The 24,169-nt window shown below is 53.0% G+C and carries 21 protein-coding genes, 1 tRNA gene and 1 pseudogene; 11 read left to right on the top strand and 12 right to left on the bottom strand.

All coding sequences use genetic code 11. The features are described 5' to 3' along the window. Positions 1–83 precede the first annotated feature (83 nt). The 4 genes and pseudogenes from ppnN to CPH17_RS02675 all read left to right on the top strand — a co-directional run bounded on the left by ppnN (position 84) and on the right by CPH17_RS02675 (position 4,746). Positions 84–1,466, top strand: a complete 1,383-nt coding sequence (gene ppnN, locus CPH17_RS02690; RefSeq protein WP_074396440.1) for a nucleotide 5'-monophosphate nucleosidase PpnN — start codon at positions 84–86, stop codon at positions 1,464–1,466. Between the two features lie 83 nt (positions 1,467–1,549). Then, positions 1,550–1,750 carry a hypothetical protein gene (locus CPH17_RS02685; RefSeq protein ID WP_074396441.1) on the top strand — a complete coding sequence of 67 codons (201 nt, stop codon included), beginning with the start codon at positions 1,550–1,552 and terminating at the stop codon, positions 1,748–1,750. 234 nt (positions 1,751–1,984) lie between these two features. Continuing rightward, positions 1,985–3,286: an MFS transporter gene (locus CPH17_RS02680; protein ID WP_074396442.1), complete on the top strand. Its 1,302-nt coding sequence runs from the start codon at positions 1,985–1,987 to the stop codon at positions 3,284–3,286. Between the two features lie 339 nt (positions 3,287–3,625). Beyond that, positions 3,626–4,746 (top strand): annotated as a pseudogene (locus tag CPH17_RS02675) (IS3 family transposase). 610 nt (positions 4,747–5,356) lie between these two features. Here the strand turns inward: CPH17_RS02675 and CPH17_RS02670 are convergent. The 10 genes from CPH17_RS02670 to CPH17_RS20350 form a co-directional block, all read right to left on the bottom strand. Further along, positions 5,357–8,110: an HAD-IC family P-type ATPase gene (locus CPH17_RS02670; protein ID WP_074398499.1), complete on the bottom strand. Its 2,754-nt coding sequence runs from the start codon at positions 8,108–8,110 to the stop codon at positions 5,357–5,359. Beyond that, positions 8,097–9,002, bottom strand: a complete 906-nt coding sequence (arcC, locus tag CPH17_RS02665; RefSeq protein ID WP_074396443.1) for a carbamate kinase — start codon at positions 9,000–9,002, stop codon at positions 8,097–8,099. The genes CPH17_RS02670 and arcC overlap by 14 nt, the downstream gene beginning before the upstream one ends. 15 nt (positions 9,003–9,017) lie before the next feature. After that, positions 9,018–10,019 (bottom strand): ornithine carbamoyltransferase, encoded by a 1,002-nt coding sequence (gene argF / locus CPH17_RS02660; RefSeq protein ID WP_074396444.1) that lies wholly within the window; start codon positions 10,017–10,019, stop codon positions 9,018–9,020. Between the two features lie 17 nt (positions 10,020–10,036). Then, positions 10,037–11,266: an arginine deiminase gene (locus CPH17_RS02655; protein WP_074396445.1), complete on the bottom strand. Its 1,230-nt coding sequence runs from the start codon at positions 11,264–11,266 to the stop codon at positions 10,037–10,039. 23 nt (positions 11,267–11,289) lie between these two features. Then, complete coding sequence (locus CPH17_RS02650) at positions 11,290–12,738, bottom strand: YfcC family protein (RefSeq protein WP_231896436.1); 1,449 nt, start codon at positions 12,736–12,738, stop codon at positions 11,290–11,292. 665 nt (positions 12,739–13,403) lie between these two features. After that, positions 13,404–13,480 (bottom strand) — tRNA-Pro (locus CPH17_RS02645). A 126-nt stretch (positions 13,481–13,606) separates the two neighbouring features. Next, on the bottom strand, positions 13,607–14,425 hold the full coding sequence (locus CPH17_RS02640) for an inositol monophosphatase family protein (protein WP_074396447.1): 819 nt from the start codon (positions 14,423–14,425) through the stop codon (positions 13,607–13,609). Positions 14,426–14,450: 25 nt separating this feature from the next. Then, positions 14,451–14,903: an anti-virulence regulator CigR family protein gene (locus tag CPH17_RS02635; RefSeq protein ID WP_074396448.1), complete on the bottom strand. Its 453-nt coding sequence runs from the start codon at positions 14,901–14,903 to the stop codon at positions 14,451–14,453. 83 nt (positions 14,904–14,986) lie between these two features. After that, positions 14,987–15,403, bottom strand: coding sequence for a pilin (locus CPH17_RS20355; RefSeq protein WP_096300881.1), 417 nt, complete (start codon positions 15,401–15,403; stop codon positions 14,987–14,989). A 121-nt stretch (positions 15,404–15,524) separates the two neighbouring features. Beyond that, complete coding sequence (locus CPH17_RS20350; RefSeq protein WP_096298212.1) at positions 15,525–15,992, bottom strand: pilin; 468 nt, start codon at positions 15,990–15,992, stop codon at positions 15,525–15,527. 239 nt (positions 15,993–16,231) lie between these two features. Between CPH17_RS20350 and pilB the strand changes: the two genes are divergently transcribed. From pilB to CPH17_RS02595, 6 genes are all read left to right on the top strand, one after another. Then, on the top strand, positions 16,232–17,986 hold the full coding sequence (pilB, locus tag CPH17_RS02620) for a type IV-A pilus assembly ATPase PilB (protein WP_096298210.1): 1,755 nt from the start codon (positions 16,232–16,234) through the stop codon (positions 17,984–17,986). Positions 17,987–17,989: 3 nt separating this feature from the next. Further along, a complete protein-coding gene (locus CPH17_RS02615) occupies positions 17,990–19,222 on the top strand; it encodes a type II secretion system F family protein (RefSeq protein WP_096298208.1) in 1,233 nt (410 codons plus the stop codon). A 21-nt stretch (positions 19,223–19,243) separates the two neighbouring features. Further along, on the top strand, positions 19,244–20,089 hold the full coding sequence (locus CPH17_RS02610; RefSeq protein ID WP_096298206.1) for a prepilin peptidase: 846 nt from the start codon (positions 19,244–19,246) through the stop codon (positions 20,087–20,089). A gap of 40 nt (positions 20,090–20,129) precedes the next feature. Further along, entirely contained in the window at positions 20,130–20,732 is a 603-nt protein-coding gene (gene coaE, locus CPH17_RS02605) for a dephospho-CoA kinase (protein WP_074396454.1), read from the top strand. A 63-nt stretch (positions 20,733–20,795) separates the two neighbouring features. Beyond that, a complete protein-coding gene (gene yacG, locus CPH17_RS02600; RefSeq protein WP_074396455.1) occupies positions 20,796–21,029 on the top strand; it encodes a DNA gyrase inhibitor YacG in 234 nt (77 codons plus the stop codon). A 51-nt stretch (positions 21,030–21,080) separates the two neighbouring features. Continuing rightward, entirely contained in the window at positions 21,081–21,959 is an 879-nt protein-coding gene (locus tag CPH17_RS02595) for a DNA replication terminus site-binding protein (RefSeq protein ID WP_096298204.1), read from the top strand. Between the two features lie 16 nt (positions 21,960–21,975). Here CPH17_RS02595 and CPH17_RS02590 read toward each other — a convergent pair whose 3' ends face one another. Beyond that, positions 21,976–22,302, bottom strand: coding sequence for a hypothetical protein (locus CPH17_RS02590; RefSeq protein ID WP_074396457.1), 327 nt, complete (start codon positions 22,300–22,302; stop codon positions 21,976–21,978). A gap of 357 nt (positions 22,303–22,659) precedes the next feature. Between CPH17_RS02590 and CPH17_RS02585 the strand changes: the two genes are divergently transcribed. Beyond that, positions 22,660–23,490, top strand: a complete 831-nt coding sequence (locus CPH17_RS02585; RefSeq protein ID WP_096298202.1) for a helix-turn-helix domain-containing protein — start codon at positions 22,660–22,662, stop codon at positions 23,488–23,490. A 72-nt stretch (positions 23,491–23,562) separates the two neighbouring features. On the opposite strand, the gene CPH17_RS02580 is transcribed toward CPH17_RS02585, so the two are convergent. After that, a complete protein-coding gene (locus tag CPH17_RS02580; protein WP_074396459.1) occupies positions 23,563–23,937 on the bottom strand; it encodes a histone-like nucleoid-structuring protein, MvaT/MvaU family in 375 nt (124 codons plus the stop codon). Positions 23,938–24,169: the final 232 nt, after the last annotated feature.

Raw genomic sequence — 24,169 nt, 5'->3', positions numbered from 1 at the left:
CCCGCAGGGCTCTGACGGTGTACCTACTTAAGGAGCGTGATAGTATGCGATAAGACCTCACACCGTCAGGAACTGCACCACTAATGACCCACAACGCTCAACCGCGCGACACTATTTCCAGCATTATCTCGCCTGAAGGCAGCCTTGAAGTTCTCTCACAACACGAAGTCAATCGACTGCACCGCACGTCAAAAAGCGGACTGCATGATTTACTTAGGCGCTGCGCATTAGCCGTGCTTAACTGCGGTAGTCCGACTGACGACAGCTTAGCAATTTTAGAAGCCTATAAAGACTTTGATATTGAAGTGCTTCAGCAGGATCGTGGCATTCGTTTAAAATTGACCAATGCTCCCGCCGAAGCCTTCGTTGATGGGCGCATGATTCGCGGTATTCGGGAACACCTTTCATCGGTAATCCGCGATATCGTTTATATTTACAACGAAATCCAACGCCACGATCGTTTTGACCTCACCACCGCCGAAGGTACCACTAACGCGGTGTTTCATATTTTACGCAAAGCGGGCACGCTCAAACCTGGCCGTGACCCTAGCCTGGTGGTTTGCTGGGGCGGCCACTCCATTTCTCGGGAAGAGTACGAGTACACTAAAGACGTCGGTTACCACTTGGGCTTGCGCGACTTGGATATTTGCACAGGCTGCGGCCCCGGCGCCATGAAAGGCCCTATGAAAGGCGCCAACGTGGCCCACGCCAAGCAGCGTCGCCGCGATGGCCGCTATCTAGGCATTTCAGAGCCGGGCATCATTGCGGCCGAAGCGCCTAATCCTATCGTCAACGAGCTTGTGGTCATGCCCGATATCGAAAAACGCCTTGAGGCGTTCGTACGATTGGGCCACGGTATTATTGTTTTCCCCGGGGGTGTCGGTACCGCGGAAGAAATCCTTTACCTGCTGGGTATTCTGTTACATCCCTCGAATCAAGATATGCCGTTTCCGCTGATCCTAACCGGTCCGGCCAATTCAGCGGCCTACTTTGAAAAAATTGACGAATTTCTGGTGTATACCCTTGGCGAAGACATTCGACGCTTTTACACCATCATCACCGGCGACCCGGTAGCCGTCGCACGCCAGATGCGCCAAAGCATCGATGAAATCACCGAATTCCGCCGCACCCACCAGGACGCCTTTTACTATAACTGGCGCTTAACGGTTGCCCGTGACTTCCAGGCCCCTTTCGATCCCACACACGATGCCATGCGCGCCTTGGCGCTTCACCGCCAACAGCCGACCCATGAGCTCGCCGCCAACTTACGACGCGCTTTCTCGGGCATCGTTGCGGGTAACGTCAAAGAGCAAGGTATCCGCGCCATAGAGGCACACGGCCCTTTCGTGCTTAATGCCGAGCCTGAGCTTATGCTGCGTTTAGATGAACTGCTAAGCTCGTTTGTAGCGCAGGGGCGGATGAAACTCGACGGGCAGGATTACACTCCTTGTTACGTTTTGACGTGACAGGGCGGGCAAAACACCGCCAACTCGCTACACTAGGCTAGTCTGATTAGCCATTTAGGGTTCACCACGGATAGGAGATCAATATGGACATGATTAATCAGTTAAGTGATGGCAAAACCAAGGCGTTCGCCAAGCATTGTTTTGAAAGGCATTCGAAAGATGAGCTCGAAACTGCCGCCAAAGGAAGCCCCGATCAAGCTGAAATGAAGCACTGGGGCATTAGCGAAGGAGAGTGGGAAGAAGCGGTTGCCGCCGCCCTCGCCGATCATCAGTCGCAAGGCTAATGCCCAAGATAATAAGTCTACAAGGCTTATTATCTGCACATGAAATATGCCGCATACCCATAATGCCGCCTGAGAATAAAATCTGGCGGCATTATGATTCAGCTGAAGCCTAGCTTCTCCGGATCTACTTCTCCCCATACACAAAGAAGTCTTATTGCATTGCTCATCAGCGATGTCACTGAGACAATTCACCGGCCAATTAGAGTTCAGCCAAACGCAACGCTGGAGGCCTGTATGAAGCCTTTATCAAATATGGGGTTTGCCCTCTTTGGGGCCGCTCTCGTTGCAATCAGTTACGGACTTGCGCGCTTTGCGTTTGGCTTGTTCGTGCCGTCCATCAGTAACGAGTTGGATCTGTCAGCATATGTCGTCGGCATCATCGGCGCATTGCCATTTGTCAGTTTCGTGCTTGCCACGATGGTGGCACCGCTTGCCGCTAATCGCCTCGGGGCTCGCAACCTGGCAATGCTCTCGGGGTGTTTGGGTGTTGGCGGCCTTGCACTGATAAGCCGGTCCTCAGACGCCCTATCGCTGTCTATTGGTGTGTTTATTTGCGGCATCTGTACGGGTTTGATGATGCCGGCGCTTACCTCCGCCATGCAGGTAATGGTTAGCCGTTCGATGCACGGGCGCGTTAGCTCGATTATGAACGCCGGCACCAGTATCGGCATCATCGTGGCGGTGCCCACCGTCGTGTTTCTTGCAGATGCATGGCGTTTTACCTACACAACCTTTGCCGTACTGGCAGGCACTGGAGTCGTGGCAGCATGGTTTTTTATCCCCTCGGTCTCACGGGTTATTCCCGCCAACGCGGCGCCCCCACCGCCCGTGACTCGGCAGCAGTGGTCGCGCCTTACCCGGCTTTCGCTGTTCGCCTTCGCGATGGGTTTTGTATCTGCGCCGTACTGGATTTTCGCTCCGGACTTAGTGGTTAAGCTGGGCGAGTTGCCTTCCGCCTTTACAGGCTGGCTATGGTTTGCAGCCGGCATTGCTGGTCTTGGAGGTGCTGTGATCAGCGATTTAGCTGATCGAAATAATCCCCCCATTACGCAAGCATTGATGCTTATGATGCTGTCGTCGAGCCTTGTGCTACTGGCCGCCAGCCCTGACGAGTTGGCCCTGGCGATGTTTTCCGCTTTGATATTCGGCCTTGCCTACATGAGTTTGACAGGGTTGTATCTGATGACCGGCATCCGCCTATTGCCGGGCCGCCCATCAATGGGCCCGGTACTGCCTTTCATGGCCTGCGCGCTGGGACAGGCCGCCGGCTCTCCAGTGGTCGGCATGCTGGTCGGCGAGTTCGGCTATGCCGATGCTTTTTCAATATTCTGCGTCATCGGCATTCTGATGGCGGTGCTCTCACCTATCTATCCAGGCCACATTGACTATTTGACAGAAGACGACGAGCCGCAAGAGGGAGAACCCGAAGAAACAGGCCTTCAGGCAGCATACGACCACCAATTCCTTGACGAGGATGGTAACCCCCTCGAACCGGTCGAGAACGAAGAGGAAGCATCTCCCCAGGAACAACGCTAGCAGTTGCGCTGAGCGTTATACTTCCCCCATAAAAAAGGCCACTTGCTTTATTAGCTAGTGGCCACTTTTATATGTTTTGGTCGGAGCGACAGGATTCGAACCTGCGACCTTTGCAACCCCATTCCGTTTACCCCAAATTTAAGCAGGAACTAACAGAAACAAGAAGCAACATTAAAATATTGAAAATATTAAATTAATCATGAATTATAGTTTTCCCATTGTTTCCCTCTGTACCCTATTATATTCAGCTCCTGCTACCTATTTGCTACCTACGACGTCACCCCCTGATTGAGTAGCGCTACACTTTAGAGTCCGATCCTATGGGTAAGGAGATTGGACATGAAGAAGCGTTTCAGCGAAGAACAGATCATTGGCTTCTTGGCCGAAGCCGAAGCGGGACTGCCCATCAAAGAGCTGTGCCGTCGGCACGGTTTCTCAGAAGCCAGTTACTATCTATGGCGCAGCAAGTTTGGCGGCATGAGTGTCCCCGATGCCAAGCGACTCAAAGAACTCGAAGCCGAAAATGGACGCTTGAAAAAGCTGCTCGCAGAGTCGCTACTGGAGATGGAGGTCACTCGCGAGGCGCTGAGAAAAAAGTGGTGAGCGCCCCGGCACGCCGAGACGTGGTGCGCTTTATGGTGTCACGTGGCCTGAGTGAGCGCAGAGCGCTCCGTGTCATTCGTATGAGTGCCAGTGCATTGCGCTACCAGCCGGCCCCTGACCGCAATGAGACATTGCGTGAACGCATTGTTGCCTTAGCACACCGGCATCGTCGCTATGGCGCTGGCATGATCTACCTGAAGCTGCGTCAGGCCGGAGAGCCGGTCAATCACAAGCGTGTTGAGCGTCTGTAGGCGGAAGCTCGCTTGCAGGTGAAGCGTCGCAAGCGCAAGAAGGTTCCCATGTCTGAGCGAAAGCCACTTGGTCGCCCGGGTGTCGCCAATCAGGTCTGGTCAATGGATTTTGTGTTTGACCGGACGGCAGACGGACGAGTGATAAAGAGCCTCACGGTTGTCGATGACGCCACCCATGAAGCCGTGGCAATCGTGCCTGAACGTGCCATTGGCGGACTGTTTTTAACACGTATTCTGGATCACCTGGCTGTAGAACGTGGCCTACCGAGCGCCATTCGTACGGATAATGGAAAGGAGTTCTGTGGGCGCGCCATGCTGTCATGGGCGCATCTACGTGGCGTTGCCCTGTTTTTAATCGAACCTGGAAAACCCAACCAAAACGCCTACATCGAATCGTTCAATGGGCGCTTTCGAGATGAATGCCTAAATGAGCATTGGTTCACCAGCCTTCAACACGCCCAGGTTGTCATCGAGGCATGGCGGCGGGAGTACAACGAAGAAAGACCGAAGAAGAGTCTTGGAGGGCTGACACCGTCAGCCTATGCCGAGCAACTGGTGGTAAAACACGATAAAGTTATTTCTGACTCTAAACCCGGGTGCTACTGAAGATGGGGTGACGTCGCCTAGAAAATAAGAGACCAAGCATGGAAACCACGGGAAAATGAAGCTAACCGGCAAAGCGCTTGAGCAGCTTATCAATCAGGGGGAGATGTCGGCGGGAATGTTACGTAGAAGTGAGTGCATCAGCCGGCACGAGCACGACGAGCTGGCATACAAAGTATAATCAAGGGCTGCCAATTTAAGCGCACCTTGGCCCTGAACGGTGAAAGCGTCAACGTCACCCCACCCTAGCCCAGGTCTATATTAGAATCGCCTTGTAAGCGAACTGCTTAACAACGATCATCGAAACCTCTGATATTGCACTGATGGTCGACCAGCTGTCAGTCTGCCTTATGCTTTTGGCTTAGCAAGAGAACTGAAAGTACGAAGCATTTCAACATTCCATCACCATGCTCATTCGACCCAAGAGAACGCTTTCTCAATTAAGCACCTTAACAGGCAGCACAATTAGGCTTGTGCGGAGCCCAAACCGGAAAACGTAATCTATCTGCTTTTGTGTCCGACATAAATCGTGACAATGCACTGGTTGAGCGGCACTTCGAACCCTCGGATCAATTCTCAGGCATGCTAAAACATTAATGCCTCAAGTCTAATTTTATTTTACATGCGCTTTAGTTGGTGCATTCGCATGCTCGTTTAACCTGACCGGCCATAGGCGCCTGCGAACCCAGGTTTCGATTTCCAAAATCACCAGCACCGCCACTCCGGCTAGACAAGCTAAGACCAGCATTTCCAGGGATAAGGCACTAGTTTCAAAAGTGTTATGGAACCAAGGCAAATAAGTAAACAGAAGTTGCAAAACTACGATTGCCGCTACTGCAAGTAATACAATAGGAGTGCCCAAAACACCACGAAGCGTAATAGACGGTGTGTCGAGATAGCGCACAGCGAACAGATAAAACACCTCCATGGCTACTAAAGTATTGACGGCCAGGGTGCGAGCTATACTTTGGTCGTCATAGTGGTGCATGGCAAAGAACCAGGCGCCGAAAATGCCTGTTAGAAACAGTAGTGACACGAAAATTACCCGCCAGATCAAGAAGCCTTGCAGCAAGGACTGTTCTCTCGGCAGGGGCGGGCGTTTCATGACATCCGGTTCTGGTGGCTCAAAAGCCAGGGTCATTGCCAATACAACAGCGCTGACCATGTTGACCCAGAGAATCTGCAGCGGCGAAATCGGTAACGCGAGTCCCAGTAATAAAGCGATGATAAGGCTGATGGACTCACCGCCATTAATTGGCAGCATGAACGCAATGCCCTTTTTCAAATTAGTATAAACTGATCGCCCCTCGCGAATGGCCGCAACTATGCTGGCAAAATTATCGTCCAGCAATACCACGGATGAGGCCTCACGCGCTGCTTCTGATCCCTTCACACCCATGGCAATTCCCACATCGGCCCGCTTCAGGGCCGGGGCGTCATTGACACCGTCTCCGGTCATGGCAACAACCCCATGCTGTGCCTGGAGGGCTTCGACCAATCTCAGTTTATGCTCCGGGCTAGTGCGCGCGAACACATCTACTTCAGTCACTAGTTGTTGCAACTCATCAGTGGTGAGATCATCCAAATCCATTCCGGTCAAAACACGCTCGCTGTTACGCAGCCCCAGTCTTCTCGCAATGGCCCCCGCCGTCAGAGCATGATCCCCAGTAATCATCTTTACTCGGATACCCGCCGCATGGCAGTCGGAGATGGCGCGTATTGCTTCTTGCCGGGGCGGATCCAGCAACCCCACTAGGCCCAGAAGTTCTACGCCGGTGCCAATATCCTCCACTGCGAGATCGGCCGTGCCTCGGGAAACGGGTTTCCGGGCCAAGGCTAGTACCCTCAATCCATCCGATGCCAAATCGGCAATCATCTGGTCCCACCAAGAACGCTCAAGGGCAGCGGTACCATCGTTTTCTGTCACTTCCACCTCGCACATGTCCAGGATGCGCTCCGGAGCACCCTTGACGTACACCATGCTGTGGCCATGGTGATCATGGTTAAGAGTGGCCATAAAACGGGTCTGGGTGTCGAAAGGGATTTCATCTCTGCGGGGCCAATCATGTGCACTACCTTCAATATCAAACGCCGCCTTGTGAGCAAAAACTTTCAGGGCTGCCTCCATAGGATCGCCCTGAATACGCGGCTGCTTTTCTCGAAAATCAAGGTGGGCATCGTTGCAAAGCCCGGCGGCCCGAGCCAGCTCCTCCAGCGCCCCGGTGATATCCACGGGCTTGCTATTCTGGCTTACGACCCCCTCCAGTTCATAACCCTCACCGGTTATGTCAAGTCGCTGCTTGCCCACCACTGCTGTGGTCACCACCATTTCATTGCGAGTGAGCGTGCCGGTTTTGTCGGAACAAATTACTGATACCGCCCCCAGTGACTCAAGGACGGGCATTCGACGTACCACGGCCTTTCGTCTAGCCATCTGGCGGACACCTATCGCCAAGGTGATGGTCAGTATGGCCGGTAATCCCTCTGGAATAGCGGCCACCGTCAGCCCTACAACAGCCATGAACAGCTCTCGGAAAGGCAGGTCACTGAAGACCAGCCCCCCGGCAAATATGACCGCACCGGCAATGACCACAATGATGGACAAGATTTTGGCAAAGCGGTCCATCTGTTCTACCAAGGGTGTTTTTAGAGACGTGGTCCGTGCCAACAGACCAGAGATACGACCAATCTCCGTCGACGCTCCGGTGCGAACCACCACGCCACGCCCGGTACCCGTAGATACCATGGTGCCGGAAAACGCCATGCTGGTTTGGTCACCCAGCGCCGCCTCTTTCTCCACCGGTTCCGGGGATTTCTCTACCGCTACGGATTCACCCGTAAGGATGGCTTCCTCGATCTTCAAGTTATGGCATTTTTCCAGGCGGGTATCCGCCGGTACGCGATCGCCGGGTTCCAATAGCACCGTGTCTCCGGGCACCAGGTCAGCGGCGTTAATTTGATGCTGGCCATCCTCACGGACTACACGTGCCTTCGGTGCCAGCATGTGTCCAATGGCGGACAATGCCTGCTCGGCCTTGCCTTCCTGGATAAAGCCCACAAGCGTCTGGATCACAACCACAGCCATGATGACCCCAGCATCTACCCAGTGGCCAAGTGCCCCTGTAATAGCCGACGCAGCCAAAAGAACGTATATCAGGAAGTTGCGGAGCTGGCGAATGAGTCTAGCAATGGGCCCGCTTGCCTTTCCTTCCGGAAGACGATTAGGGCCATAGACTGCAAGTCGCGCGGCGGCTTCCTCACCACTAAGAGGCGCTGTTGCTTCCAGTTGCTCTCTGGTACCGAAGGCATCCACTGTGTGCCAGTGCTGTTCTGGAGACTGGACGGGTAAGTTATCAACGGACAACACAGGTACCTGCCCGGCGCTCAAGAATTGCGAGAGCATCCCTCAGCCTACCAATGCCACTGACACCACCGCTTTCGGCGAAGTTGCCCGCTGCCGCCATTTTGGGATCCATTGAGCCGGCCGGCAGGTCAAGTTCTCTGGCTTCAGCAAGAGTTAATTCATTGATCGGTTCAGCGGAGTCCATTCCGAAATCGCGATAGATGGCATCCACATCTGTGAGGAGTAATAAGGCATCGGCACCCAGTTGGCGGGCCAGCAGTGCGCTCGCAGCATCTTTATCGATCACAGCTTCCACGCCGATCATGCTGCCATCATCAAGGCGAAGAACGGGAATGCCCCCGCCCCCTGCGCAGATCACCACAACGCCCTGCTCCAGCAGCAGTTTCAGCACCCGCATGTCGGGTATCTCCAAAGGTTTGGGCGAGGGCACGACTCGCCGCCACTTATCACCGTCCTGAGCTATCTTCCAACCTGCCGCTTCAGCTCTGGCTTCGGCCTCTTCTCTGCCATACACTGGACCGATAAATTTCGTGGGTTTGCTGAAAGCAGGATCGTCCTTGTCTACCACTACCTGGGTAAGCAGAGTTGCTACCGGCCGGTCATGTTCAAGAGCATTTTCCAGCTCCTGTTCGATGACATACCCAATCATGCCTTCGGTTTCGGCGCCAAGCACGTCCAATGGATAGGCTTCTTCAGATTTGTAAGCCGCACCCTGCAGCGCCAGCAGGCCTACCTGCGGGCCGTTGCCATGAGTGATCACCAGCTGATGGCCTGCCCGGACGATTTTGGCCAGTGATTCGGCGGCAACCTTCACATTTGCTCGTTGAGCCTCAGCGGTCAGTGGTTCACCGCGACGCAACAGGGCATTGCCGCCCAGAGCTGCAACTACCAGCATGTGTGACTCTCCCTATCAGCTTCCAAGAGTGGCAACGAGAACCGCCTTGATGGTATGCATTCGGTTCTCCGCCTGATCAAATACGATTGAAGCGGGGCTTTCGAAGACTTCATCAGTAACTTCCATGGCATTAATCTTGAACTCCGCCTCCATCTCCTTCCCGACAGTGGTTTCGGTGTTGTGGAAGGCTGGCAGACAATGCATAAATCTTGCCCTGGGGTTACCGGTTTTCTCCATCAGAGCCGTATTCACCTGATAAGGCTGAAGCAGCTTGATCCGTTCCGCCCACTTTTCCTTAGGCTCACCCATTGACACCCACACGTCGGTATAGACGAAATCCACGCCCGCGACAGCGGCATCAGTGTCTTCAGTGATCATGATCCTCGCGCCGGTGTCAGTGGCAATGGCCTGGGCTTCCTTCTGAATTGCCTCGCTTGGCCAGCAAGCTTTAGGGGCACACATACGGACATCCATACCCATCTTCGCACCCCCGATCAGCAGGCTGTCGCCCATGTTATTTGCGGCGTCGCCGATGAACACAAACGCTACGTCCCGCAGCGGCTTTTCAACGTTTTCCTGCATGGTCAGGAAGTCGGCCAGTATCTGAGTAGGGTGGAATTCGTTGGTCAGGCCATTATAAACGGGCACGCCAGCGAACTTGGCCAGCTCCTCAACCACCGACTGGCCAAACCCTCGGTACTCTATTGCGTCATACACCCGGCCTAGCACCCGTGCAGTGTCTTTCACCGACTCTTTATGGCCAATATGAGTACCTGTTGGCCCCAGGTAGGTCACCCGGGCTCCCTGATCAAACGCTGCAACTTCAAATCCCACCCTGGTTCGGGTGGAGTTTTTTTCGAAGATCAGCGCAATGTCTTTGCCTTGTAACTGCGGTACTTCTGTGCCGGCGTACTTGGCAGTTTTCAGGTCGGCAGAAAGCTTGAGCAAAAAACTTATCTCACGGGGAGTAAAGTCCCGTAGCGTCAGGAAATGACGATTCTTGAGGTTAAAAGCCATGTACTTCTCCTTTACTGTCAGACAGCATCCCTGATGGTTGGGCAGCTCATGCAGCGTCCGCCGCCCCTGCCGCGGCCCAGTTCAGCACCAGGAATAGCCAGCACTTCTATGCCGGCCGCTCCCAGGGCGGCGTTGGTGTCGTCATTACGGTCATAACCGACAACTACCCCGGGGCTCAGCGCCAGCACGTTGTTACCATCGTTCCATTGCTCCCGCTCACGCTCTTGCGGGCTATTGCCGCCTGTTGGCACAACCTCCAGCGTCGGGAATCCGAGAACCTCGGCAACTACTTCAAACAGGTGGCGGGAATCCTGTATGAAGGCCAATGTTTTGGCGCCCTCGCCCGGCCTCAGGTCATAGCAGACCACCGCATCTGCCACCTCCGTGAAAGCGGTCACAACGTTTCCGCCACAAAAGGTAAATACCGTATCCAGGTGCATTGCTGAGCGGTTTTTTGGCAACTGACAGGCAATAACTCGTTCTACCGTACCGTCGTCGAACAGTGCTTTTGACAGCTGGCCAATGCCTTGAGGGGAGGATCTTTCGCCCATACCCACCAGGACCGTGCGATTACCCAGAGGCATGATATCTCCCCCCTCCAGAGTGGCCAGACCATGGTCTTTCAGGGGGTCCCCCCAATGTACTTTCACTTTGCCCGCAAATTTCGGATGAAACTTGTAGATGGCGTTCATCAAAAGGGTCTCCGGCTTTCGGGCTGCCCAATACATGGGGTTCAGTGTTACCCCGTCGTAAACCCAGGCACTGTTGTCCCGGGTGAAAAGAAAGTTGGGCAGCGGGGGCAACACGAATCCGAAATGCCCAAGATGGTTACCAAACAGCCCAGTCGGGTCAAAAGGAAGATCCCCGACCTCCAGGCCGCCAATCAGGAATTCGGCCAGATCTTTACCAGGCAGTTCATTCATCCAGGCCTGAAGGTCCGATACCATGCCAACGCCGATGTAGTTCCAGTTGATACGATGGCCCAGAACCCATGCGCGACCCTCCGTAATTTCCAGCGTTTCTGCCAGAAGGTCATTAACATCTAGAACATCAATGCCGCGGCTCCGCATCAGATCGGTAAATACATCGTGGTCTTTCTGGGCCTGCTTTACCCAGAACACATCATCAAAAAGCAGGGAATCGCAGTTCGAGGGCGTTAACCGACGGTGGGCCAAGCCAGGCCGACAGACAATGACCTGGCGCAGGATCCCGGTTTCAGAGTGCACTCCAATGCTTTGTCCAGACATGGCAAACGTCCTTTTTCCAAGCGTCACAGCATAGTTCCGACGCTGATAATCACGGTGATAAACACGGTTAGGATGAGCAGCAGAGGCCAGATAAAGGCGAGCCAGCGATCGTAAGACACCCGCCCGATGGCAAGGCCACCAACTACAACTGCAAAAGTGGGATTGATCAGATTTACAAGACCGTTCGCTGACTGGTAGGCCGTCACCACGAGATCTCGTCCCACGTCCGCAAAATCGGCGAGCGGTGCCAGAATCGGCATGGAAAGAACAGCCAGCCCGGAGGACGATGGCACAAAAAAGCTCATGCCGATCTCAATCCAGAACATGAGATTGATGAAAGCGAGCTCTGGCAGACCGCCTAGCGATGCTTCTGCGCTGTGGAGGATGGTATCGGCAATCATGCCCTGCTCCATGATCACCACAATGCCACGGGCTAGCCCAACCACCAGAGCAACACCGAGAAGATCTCGGGCACCATCCACAAAGCTGCCGGTCAGTTTCTTTTCACCCAGTCGGGCAATGATGCCAATAACAATAGCGGCACCAAAAAACAAAGCGCCCATTTGCGCCATCCACCACCCCTGGGACGAAACACCCCAGATCATGACAACAAAGGCCAGCCCAAAGATAATCAGCGAAATGATCTGAGTCTTGGTGAGTCTAGCGCTATGGGTATTTTCATCATGTCCCTGTATGAACAGTTTGCGGTGGGCGTCCCACTGTTTTGCAACCACCGAGCGGGACGGGTCTGCTTTAACGCGGTGGGCATACCGCATGACATAGGCAATGCAGATCAGCAGACCGCCAATAAGCAGAATAAAACGCAGCACGATACCATCGGTAAACGGGATGCCTGCAGCATTAGCCGCAATAACGGTGGCGAAAGGATTGATAGTGGAGCCCAGTACGCCTATCCCCGCGCCAACCAAAATGATAGCGACACCGGTCACCGCGTCGTATCCGGCCGCGAGTATGACGGGAACAAGAATGGCGTAGAAAGCAAGAGTTTCTTCAGCCATCCCATAGGTTGTTCCGCCTAGTGCAAACAACGTCATCAGGATAGGAATCATCCAGATTTCATGCCCCTTTAGGTGGCGCATAGCGCTACGAATGCCGGTATCAATGGCACCGGTTGCATTCATCACGCCGAGAAAGCCCCCTAAGAACAGCACAAATAGTGCGACATCAATGGCATTCGCAGCGTAACTCTCGGGATCGTAGAATCCGGCGGTTGGGGCCAGCATGACCTCAACAAATCCCTGAGGATTGGGATCAACGGTTTGATAGGTACCTGGCACTGCCACTTCACGACCGACCTCTTCATTCATAGTCCGTTCATACTGCCCTGCCGGGATAATCCAGGTCAGAGCAGCAATCAGCATAATCAGACAAAAAAGAATGGTGTAAGCCGTGGGGAAGCGCGAAGCTAGGTTGTTTTCTAAGTTTACTGACGCTTTTGGATCTTCAGCCACGATATGTCTCCAGTCCATAATCGCATTGTGCAGACAAGCTCTCTCCTGGAACTTCAAATCAAGTCTAGCACTGGAATTCCAGTATTGGGTCGACCAAAACACGGAGCAATCGGCTATCAGCTTCCAGGACGCACCTACCTACTTCAATGTGGTCCTATTATTCGTGCTCAACTTCTCCAATCGTCCCGGTAGGCTTGTCTTCCGTCATCGTAAGAACAGTCGAACCGGGAATCTGATAGCCGATCGCTTGTCGCAGTGCTTCTTAATTAGGAACACTAGACTGGCAATCTAATGGGTTCTGTGCGCTAAGAAACATAAGGAGCAAGAAGAGAAAAACCTTTTCTCCCGAGATAGGATAAAATGCGGCACCGAACCGTACTGGCACCCCAGGCTCCAATTCTTGGGGCAGGCCGAGCGTGACGACTGGGCAGTGGGAGGATATTACGAACTTTGAGCGTAATTAGAACAAGCGTGATAGCAGATAGTTGGGCGTAACTCATCCAGATTCGCAATTAGACAGCTTTACATTCGATACTTGAAGTGATGTCTTAAAGACCGAAAAGGAACCGTTCCAACTAGGTGTTTCGTACGCTTGTCACCTAGCAACAAGCACACATAAAAACGGCCACTGTAGCAATGAGCTAAGTGGCCACTTTTATATATTTTGGTCGGAGCGACAGGATTCGAACCTGCGACCTTTGCAACCCCATTGCAACGCGCTACCAAGCTGCGCCACGCTCCGTACGTCTCAGCATACGATTCTTGCCTCAAGACGGTGCGTATACTAGCGTTTTATCGAACAAATGAAAAGCTCTTTTTGCGCTTTCTTTTCAAGTGCTTGTCTTCCATAAAGATTCATAAATACGCCCTACGCATGGCTATCTGCGTCGCGTAGTAAATTAGCCATCGCGGAATAAATGGCGGGTGCGCTGACGAGCAAGTGCTTGGAGTAAAGATCCTCGGGCACGTCATCAGGTACGTCGTAAAGATGACCAATACGTGCACCCGCCTCGCGGGCAATCACCCAGCCTGCAACGAAATCCCAAGGCGAAACGCTTTCATAGTAAGCGTCCAAGCGGCCGCAGGCGACGTCACAAATATCCAGAGCGGCCGCCCCATTGCGACGCATGTCTCGGCAGTTAGCCAATACGGCGGCTAGGCGAGGCAACAGGGCATCGCGAGCCTCACGCTGGTACGGAAAACCGGTCGCCACAAGGCTATGCGCTAGCTCACGGGCTTCACTGGGAGCGATCGGCTTATCATTGCAATATGCCCCAAACCCATCGGCCGCGGTAAAGGTTTCATTCAAAAACGGCGCGTGGACGACGCCGATTTTCGCCACCCCGTTCTCCAGCCAGCCTATCGAGACCGCCACATGGCGTAGCCCCTGGGCAAAATTAACCGTGCCATCAATCGGATCGACGACCCATAGCTGCGGTGTACTGACGTTGAACGCCTGGTCGGGGGATAGCTCTTCACTTAGACGGGTCTCGTCAGGAAAATGCAAGGCTAACTGCTTGCTGATAAAGCGATCTACCGCTATATCGGCATCCGTTACTAGCTCATCACCTGCTTTTAAGTGCCGACCAAATGACTGGTTTTGGCGTGCCTCGATAATCATTTGCCCCGCCTGTTCGGCAATCGACCGGGCAATTTCCAGGCGCTCTTTGAGCGTATAGGCCGACATAGCAACTCCATTAGTGGATGAGACGTTAGCGTAGAGCATCCACCAGGATATCGACAACCACACGAGTAGCCGCATCAATCAGCACCACATCGGCGCCCACTCGCTGCCATTCATAACCCGGATAGTCGGGAAGCTGATTGGCTAAAGAGCCGTCAAAGCGCTTGGCGATACCCGGCGGCAACGGCTTGCCACGCGCCAGGTTACGCTCAATGCCGGGCGGCAGCGACTCAGCTCGGGGCGCGCCATACTCACGCAGCAAGCGCTGAAGTGCGCGCTCTTCAATGCGCGGCTGATCATCACGGTAATCACGCTCGCCGCGATGGTCGGATGACCGCTGGCGGTGCTCTTGATGCTGGCCTTGCTGATGCTGCTTATCCCGAGCACCATGCGCCGGGGCATGATCAGGCTGAGCAAACGCCGCACTACTAAGCACCAGGGCGGCCACGCCACCAACAAAAACGATTTTGAAAGGATTCACTGTAAGCTCCTCGTATGGGCTTAGAACCTACAGTGTAACGAGCGAATGCGCAGGGAGTGTGGAAATAATACGGCTTTTATGTCTTATGAGCGGCAGCTTCCAGGCAGGTATTGGTCCCCCATTGGCTGTTGCTCAGCAGGCATACAGCGCCAGGTGATCGCCCCTTCGCTTGCGCGCACTTCAATCCTGAAACGCGTATTGCGAATGGCCTGGGAGACCGGCGCTTCATTGCGCATGCGAATGCCAATATCAACGCCTTCGCCGCCCTCGGCGGCGTAATAGTCAATGGATTGGATATACTGGGTGTGGCTAACCAGAGACTCATCGCCTAGCGAATTGTCCTGACCAAAACTCCCCTCCATGGCATAGCGCTCGCCAAGCTCGCTCTTTACGCCGCTGAGTACATTAAGCGCCTCGGAGACCTGGGCCCGAGCCGTGTAGTTCTGGTACTGCGGAATGGCGATAGAAGCCAATACGCCGATGATGGCCACCACAATCATCAGTTCAATAAGCGTAAAGCCACGCTGGGTTCCCTTCACCGTTTATCCCTCTTAGGACGTATTTGAACGTCACTATCTAAAAGGGGCCAACAAAGGCCCCATATTCAAAATCAAGGTTGTTTTAATCTTCGCGACAGCCAGCAGGTAGCAGATTCTCTTGTGTATCTTCATCATCCCAAGAACAAACCCATCCATTGCTGGGGTCCTCAGAATCATCAGCACCATCATCGGCAATAGGTGTGATGACCATCAATTCACCATCAAGCGAGCTATTCTCCCCAAACTCAACTTCTATATTGGGGTTGTCGTACGTTACTTCATCAACATAACGGCCAGTAACATCATCTGTATCAATATCATCATCGTCGGGCATTTCACCCCGCAGTGAATACTGCTCTGCGATATCTGCTCGCACTCCAGCTGTCACCGACAGTCCTTCGCTTGCCTGGGCACGGGCGGTGTAGTTCTGATATTGCGGCACGGCGATGGACGCCAGTACGCCGATAATCGCCACCACGATCATCAGCTCAATCAGCGTAAAACCGCCCTGTTTTTTGTTACCTACTGCCGGTTGTGCAGAATGCTGCATGGAGACGTCTCCTTGGGGAATCGTACTCAGCGTCGGCGCTGGGCACCACAATGGGGTGAAGGCTTAATGACATTAACTTACAGTCTGTTATTTATCAACGCTGCGCATTAACCCTAACGTATGAACATTATCGACCGTTATATGCTTTTCTTGAGCTTATCGACTTAAGCCATGTTACTGCCGTGCGGGGCCAAGTATGGTAAAAGTACCCTACAGCGCTATTCACTAATGAGTCCCGCATGAGCGAATCTAATGTCGAGTCCACTTTAAGCCATGCCGCCGCCAGGGGCGGGCTTCGGGGTATTGCCCAGCGTTTGGTCAAGCATGACTTGCTCACTGAGTCTCAGGCGGCCACCGCCGAGGCGACGGCCTTTGATTTAGACATTTCACTGCTACAACACGTGGTGGATAGCGGCCTAGTCGACTCTAAGCAGGCAGCAGTCGCCGCTGGCTGGGAGTACGGGCTGCCGGTGATTGATCTCAATGCAGTGCGTTTATCATCGCTACCACCGGCCGCGGAATATCCCGTCAAAGTGCTGCAACATTTAACCGTTTTGCCGCTGGCGCGTCATGGCCACCGGCTCACCGTTGCCGTCCCCTACCCAGCAACACTCACCCAACTGGATGAGTTGCAATTTGCCACCGGTCTAAGTGTTGAAGGGGTGCTGGCCCCCGTTGACCAACTCACCACGGCGCTAAATCAATACCTAACACAAAACGAGCGCAGCATGCTGGAAGAGCTTGACGACGTCGATGATGCCGTCAGCTCTTTAAATGTCGTTCAGGGCGCGGGGGATGACGCTCCACTTGAAGAGGCACCCCAAAATAGCGACGATGCGCCGATCGTTAAATTCGTCAACAAATTATTATTGGATGCCATTCGCCGAGGCGCGTCGGATATCCACTTTGAGCCCTATGAAACCCAATACCGCGTTCGCTTCCGGATTGACGGCATGTTAATTGAAGTGGCGCGCCCTCCTTTTGCCATGCGTAACCGCATTGCCGCGCGCTTGAAAATCATGGCGCGGCTGGATATTTCCGAACGTCGACTGCCCCAGGACGGGGCCATTAAACTGAAACTGTCACGCACCCGTTCTCTCGATTTTAGGGTTAACTCTCTACCCACCGTGTATGGCGAAAAGCTGGTGTTGAGGATTCTAGACCCTACCGCCACACAACTGGGTATTGAGCAGCTTGGTTTCACTGATGACCAGCGTGGCTACTACGAGCGGGCGTTAGCACAGCCACAAGGGATGATCCTGGTGACGGGTCCAACGGGCAGTGGTAAAACCGTATCGCTATATACCGGCATCAATATGCTCAACCAGGTAGAACGCAATATCTGCACTGCCGAAGATCCTGTAGAAATCAAAGTCCCTGGCGTTAACCAGGTCAACGTGCTGCCGAAAATAGGTCTGGATTTTGCCAGCGCGTTAAGGGCATTCTTGCGCCAGGATCCCGACGTGGTCATGGTGGGTGAAATACGCGATTTAGAAACCGCTGAGATTTCGGTCAAAGCCGCCCAAACCGGCCACCTGGTTCTGTCCACCGTACATACTAACTCGGCTGCCGAGACCTTGACTCGCTTATCCAATATGGGGGTGTCCTCCTTCAATATTGCCAGTGCGGTCAGCTTAATTATCGCACAACGTCTGGCGCGCAAGCTTTGTCCTCATTGCAAAGCACCCGCTGATATTCCCCATGAAACCCTTCGGCGCGAAGGCTTTAATCAACAGGAAATTCAGCAAGCTACTCTCTATCGTCCGGTGGGCTGTAAACAGTGCACCCAAGGCTACAAAGGACGCGTTGGCGTTTATGAAGTGGTCCCCATTACCGATGCGATGCGTCAGTTGATTATGCGCGAAGCCAATGCCCTCGATATTGACCAGTTGGCTCGTCGCGAAGGGTATCCTAGCTTGCATCGCAGCGGCCTTTTAAAAGTGATGCAAGGGATTACCAGCCTTGAGGAAGTTAACCGCATCAGCAAGGAGTAAATCATGGCCAAGGCGCCCCGCGCTCGACGCCAGCCGACCGTTCAACTTTATCGTTGGAAATGGGAAGGCACAGGACCACAAAATCGTACACTGAGCGGAGAAATCATTGGCCGCAGCAAGGCGGATGTGGCAAGCGAGCTGGCGAATCAACAGATCAGCGTGCGTCGACTACGCAAAAAAACTGGCCTCAGCGGGCGCGGGCGCATCAATCCGCAAGATATCATGGTGTTTGCTCGTCAAATGGCGACCATGATTCGCGCCGGCATTCCGCTTTTGCAGGCGTTGCAGGTGGTGGCCGAAAGTCTAAAAAAACCGGCGATGGTGGCGCTGGTACAGCAAATGATGAGCGATATTTCCGCGGGTGCCAGTTTCTCCGATGCGCTACGCCGCCATCCTAAATATTTTGATCGGCTGTTTGTGAACTTGGTAGAAGCAGGTGAGCAAGCCGGTGCGCTGGACCAGATGCTAGACCGAATAGCCACCTATAAAGAAAAAGTCGAATCGCTGAAGAGCCGCGTTAAAAAGGCCTTGTGGTACCCTTCCGCCGTGTTGCTTATCGGTGTAGGGGTCACTTTGCTGTTACTGGTTAAGGTAGTGCCCGAGTTCGATAGCATGTTTGACAGCTTTGGCGCGGAGCTACCCGCCTTGACGCAAATGACCGTCAACCTATCCGATCTTGCCCAGCGATTTTGGCTACACGCACTGGGGGCCGTCCTAGCAGGCGTATTACTGCTAAAACAGTCGATTAAGCGCTCCCCGCGCATTGCTTACCGAGCACACAGCGTTATACTGCGCCTGCCCATTGTCGGCGACATTTTGCATAAATCGGCAGTCGCCCGTTTTGCCAGAACCCTGGCGACGACGTTTGCTTCTGGCGTGCCATTAGTCGAGGGACTTGATACGGCGTCAGGTGCCACCGGCAACAGGGTTTACGAACGCGCAGTCACCCAGACGCGACATGACGTCGCCACCGGCCAACAGCTACACTTCGCCATGCGCATGACCAATCAGTTCCCGCCCCTGGCGGTACAAATGGTCAGTATTGGTGAAGAAGCTGGCTCACTTGATGCCATGCTAAACCGCGTTGCGGACTACTACGAAGAAGAAGTCGACAACAAGGTTGATGCCTTAACCTCGCTGATGGAACCGCTCATTATCGTGGTGCTAGGCCTTTTGGTCGGCGGTGTCGTGGTGTCGATGTACTTACCCATCTTTAACTTAGGCTCGGCTCTATAAGGGTCAGTGCAAAGGCTTGTCATGCAGTATTTTTCGATAACGTTCTGGCCGCTTATTTTTATGCTGGGGTTGTGCCTGGGCAGTTTTCTTAACGTTGTCATCACTCGACTGCCCGTCATGCTGATGCGGCAATGGCGCCAGGAAGCACGCGCTCAATTGGCGCTGGGCGACGAGCCATTGCCGCGATTCAATCTTGCCCAACCACGCTCCATGTGTCCTCGCTGTGAAACCACTCTTCATTGGCACGACAATCTACCACTAATCGGCTGGCTTAAGCGACGCGGGCGCTGCGCGCATTGCCAGGCCAGAATCAGCGTACAGTATCCGCTAATTGAGTTTGCCGGTGGTGTCCTGGCCATCACTGTTGTCGTGCTTTATGGCTTCAGTTGGCAAGCCCTATGGCTTTATGGTGCCTGCTTAACGCTGCTTGCGCTGGCGGTCATCGACTGGCGAGTGCAGCTGCTACCTGACGCTCTAACGTTGCCGTTACTGTGGGCCGGGTTACTTTACCAGTGGCTCTTTCAGCCTGCTTTCCTGGCCGATGCTGTCATCGGCGCCGTGGCCGGTTATCTAAGTCTTTGGAGTTTCTACTGGTTATTCAAACTTACTACCGGCAAAGAGGGCATGGGCTTTGGTGACTTTAAACTATTAGCCGCATTAGGCGCTTGGCTGGGTTGGTTATCACTACCGCTGGTCATGCTATTTTCAGCGGGCTTAGGAGCCATATTGGGCATCGTCTATCAAGCATCATCTCCCCAAGCCCGCGGCACGCCTATACCGTTTGGGCCCTTTTTGGCGCTCGCCGGCTGGATTATGCTGCTTGCTGGCAACGAGGTATTAGCAATGTACTTGAATATCGTCAGTTAAGCATCACGCAAACAAATGACATGTCACAGGTATAAACACCATGATTATTGGCTTAACGGGGGGGATCGGTTCGGGTAAGTCGACGGTCGCCCGCGCCTTTGGCGAACGCGGCATTGGTTGGGTCGATGCCGACGACGTCGCCCGTGAAGTTGTCGCGCCCGGCGAGCCCGCCCTCACCGACATCCTTAACCGGTTTGGGCCCGAGGTGATCGCCGAAGATGGCTCGCTCAACCGGGCCACACTTCGCGAGATTGTTTTTGAAGAACCAGAGCAACGCCAATGGCTTGAGCAACTCACTCATCCACTCATTCGTGAACGCCTCATTGCAGCGCTACGGCACATCGAAGCGGGACCTTCACCTTACGCGCTGCTGGTATCGCCTTTACTGTTCGAGTCTGGGCAAGCGGCATTAGTGGATCGTACCCTGGTGATCGACATTCCCACCGACATGCAGCTATCAAGAACGCTGAAGCGAGACGGTGTCAGTGAAGCAAACGTGCGTGCTATCCTAAAAGCACAAATGTCGCGTGAGGAGCGCTGCGCTAGGGCCGATGACATCATCGACAATAGTCGCGATATTGCGCATATGAAGCAGCAAGTCGCTAGCCTTGATCAAGCCTATCGCGCGTACCTTTCTTCATGATTGGCTTCACAACTATTTTCGTTTCTCACTCACTAATACGTTTTACATCACTTCGGATTTATTATGCCTCAACCCGCTAACGACAGCCCATTTGAAGTTGCTTGCCCCCAGTGTACTCGCGCCGTTCCGTGGAGTGACGAAAGCCCCTATCGTCCATTTTGCAGTAAGCGATGCCAACAGCTCGACTTGGGTGCCTGGGCAGAGGAGTCTCATCGGATTGCCGGTGAAAACGCCATGGACGAAGCGGATATCGACACCCTTCTAGCCCAGGCAGATCGCGATGCACCGCTTTCCTGACCTTTTAGCTTATTTACAAAGCGCATTCCACGATCAAAGAGTCACCACTCCATGACGGCACCACACTACCCTGCCTACCAACTTATGCAGGAGCTTGAGCGGTGTTTTGACAATCTGATGGCAGCATTGGAAGTACTCGCAAAACGCTACGAGGAGCAACGTCCGCTTACCTGGACACTATTGCCGACAAACGATACCTCATCTGAATGGTTTAGAACGGCCATGTTTGATGTCTGGCACCAAACGGGGCAGGACGGCCGGGAAACACGCAATTACCTAGGCATTGTGGTTGCCAATGATGCGCTTATCGACGCTGCTCACAATGTTAATTTGGCGAAAGAGGCTTTTCATACAGGCTTACAAAAAATCAAAAACACCTCACCGAAGGCGCTGAGTGACGCCAAAGCACGCCTAACAACACGGCACCCAGAAGTTAAAAGCGTTTTACGTAAAGAAGGCCTAGCTCGGCTGCATTTAAAGCAATGCTGGCGTCAGTTACCTATCGCAGATGCGGAGGTAAGCAAAGTACGCTTTGCCTGGTACCAAAGCGGGCGGTCAATTAAACGCATCACCGTTCGAGAAGCAGAACAAAAACTTCTCCAGCTTGACGCCGAAGCACCTCATGTAAAGCTGCAACTGCGTCGCCTTGCAGGTTTGCCTAGCGGTGAGCCGCTCGCCCAAGTCCAGCCTCAGGCACCGCTAATGCGAGCCAATCTATTTTTTACCCACCCGCTTGCAGATGGCCATACCAGGCGAGCGTTAAACGTCGCAATGCCCCTATTTGTTCCCAGCACTAGCGCTGGGCTACCTAATATCAAAGCACCGCCTTCTCATCCTCAGCCCACGCGAACACGTGCAACTCGACGCGATGAAAAGCTAGAATCTGACGTTTTTTTACCCAGCCTGCGAGTCTATCGTTACCGCTCATAACCACGACTTGAAGACTTTAGGCAGGCACCTGTCCGTCTGTCCAACGCCCAGCCGTTATTAATGTCTCTATCAGGAGGCGTAGGTCATGCGGGGCAATATGGTACTCCGTCAGCAGGGCTTCAAAACGCTGCTGAAACTGCTCCTCGCGTAGATGGGCATTCTTTTCCGCGTCTTCTTTCTCAAGCGCTTCCAAAGAGCGAACAGGCGGTCCGGTAGGAATATCCATCGTGCTGCCAGGGTCTTCTAGCTGACGTAGCGCTTGCGCAAACGCATCATCTAATTCACGAAATTTGCGAAGCTTATCGCGCTCGTCCAACTGTTTATGAACTTTTTGATATTTCATTGATGTTTCATTTACACCCTTTCGATTATGGGATTCGCCTGTTTATTTGGCTATTTTCCCTAAAAACTGTGCCCAAACGCGTAAAAAGGCAAAGCAAACTTGCCTTCATCGGCTGTTACTAGCATAAAGAGAGCATCGTTATAAATCGGTGCACATAGCAAAAAAAGCTTACGTATCGTTGCCCATTTTGCAATCACTGTAATAGTAAGCTGCAATGTAACTATCACGGCGCCAAGTAAGCCGTCGTCACATTGCCCTAATGCGAAAGTACACCCGCTACATCAACGCACCGGGAGGGTGCACATTACAGCCAGATCCGGCATCTGGCCGTAATACTCATGCATGGGAGGCCAGATAATGTTCAACGCAATGACACGAGCTGAGATCTGGCTGCAGGACACACTTGAAAAGCCATTAAGCATTGATGATCTTGCTCAAAATCTAGGGTATTCAGCTTCACAAGTACGGCGCCAATTCCGCCATTACTTCCACACCTCGCCGAGTGCTTATCGAGAAAAACGGCGTTTGGAACGAGCTGCAGTATTACTAGCCTTTACTCCACGTAATATAGCGCAAATAGCGATAGGCTGTGGCTACCAAAATCACTCATCTTTCTCGCGAGCTTTTCAACGGCACTTTCAATTATCCCCGCGAAATTATCGTCAGGGTATGCGCTACGTCCTACACCAACAGATACCCTCTCACGGCTTTACGACACGTATTGAACGCACACCAGCGCGACAGGCAGTTTTAATGCGGCTGTATAAATCGCCTGAACACCTACAAGGCCTAGGGGATACTACTTACCATAGCCATCAGTTGGAAGGCCTGCAAGCACGTTTGGCTGACTCCACACCGGTCGTCTCGCTGCCCGATCTGCTAAGCGAGAAAATAGACGCACTCAGCGATCAAACATCACATCCAGTACGCACCGATATCGGACTTTATCTGGAAACGCTTCATAATATAAAAAGCATACCTTTACCAGCGCCCTACCGCCGAGTAAATATTGCAACGCGCTATTATGCAAGCACCTACTTTCATGAATTTTCACAGCTTTCACGCGCATTAACCAACACGCTGCTAGAGCTTCTGCATAAACCAAAAAACGTCTATATTAGCGGCGATGCACCTATGGTTCTCTGGCAGCCGGATTATTTGGAGCTAAGGGTACCGCTGACACACTGAAAATAGAGATTATTTAGGGCCATAAATAAACCGGCACTTCAATAGAAATGCCGGCTTGTAGATGCTTAGTGCTTAGTCTTCCATGCGGACGAGCCAGGACTCAACGGCCTCATCGCCGTGTTCGTCTTTCCAGCTGCGCAGCCCTTTGTGGTTACCGCCACGCGTTTCAATAACCTCACCTGTATGGGGGTTTTTGTATATCTTCAAACGGCGCTTACGGCGACCAGCATTGCTGCCAGTTGATTTCGCACCACGCTGATCAGCGGCTGGATCAAGTAACGCCACCACATCGGCTGGCCGCTTACCAAATTCATTCATTAGCGCTTCAAGCTTTGATTTGAACTCTAGCTCGCTTTTGAGCCGCTGATCACCCTCAAGGCGCTGAAGATCTTCTTGAAGCTGCTTCAGTTGCTGTTCTTTTTGGATGTATTCATTAAGTAGTGACATGGGGAATCCTTTAACATCAGGTCAAACCAGATAAGATACCGAACTGACATTGCCAGTATCCATTAGTTCAGAATGCGCATTCATTATTACTGCAAAAAAGCCAACTGACAACAGTCTAGTTCATTTTTAGTCAATTACGAAAATTTTTTAAATATTGACTTAGCATTGAATAACTTTAAAAGGCTTTATCAATAAGTCACTGAAGCCAGGAAGTCACAGACAAAAAAAGCGC

The sequence above is a fragment of the Halomonas sp. hl-4 genome (assembly GCF_900215475.1).
Lineage (GTDB): Bacteria > Pseudomonadota > Gammaproteobacteria > Pseudomonadales > Halomonadaceae > Vreelandella.
Note: the sequence above shows the minus strand (reverse complement) of the source record. Positions and strands in the feature narration are given on the sequence as shown.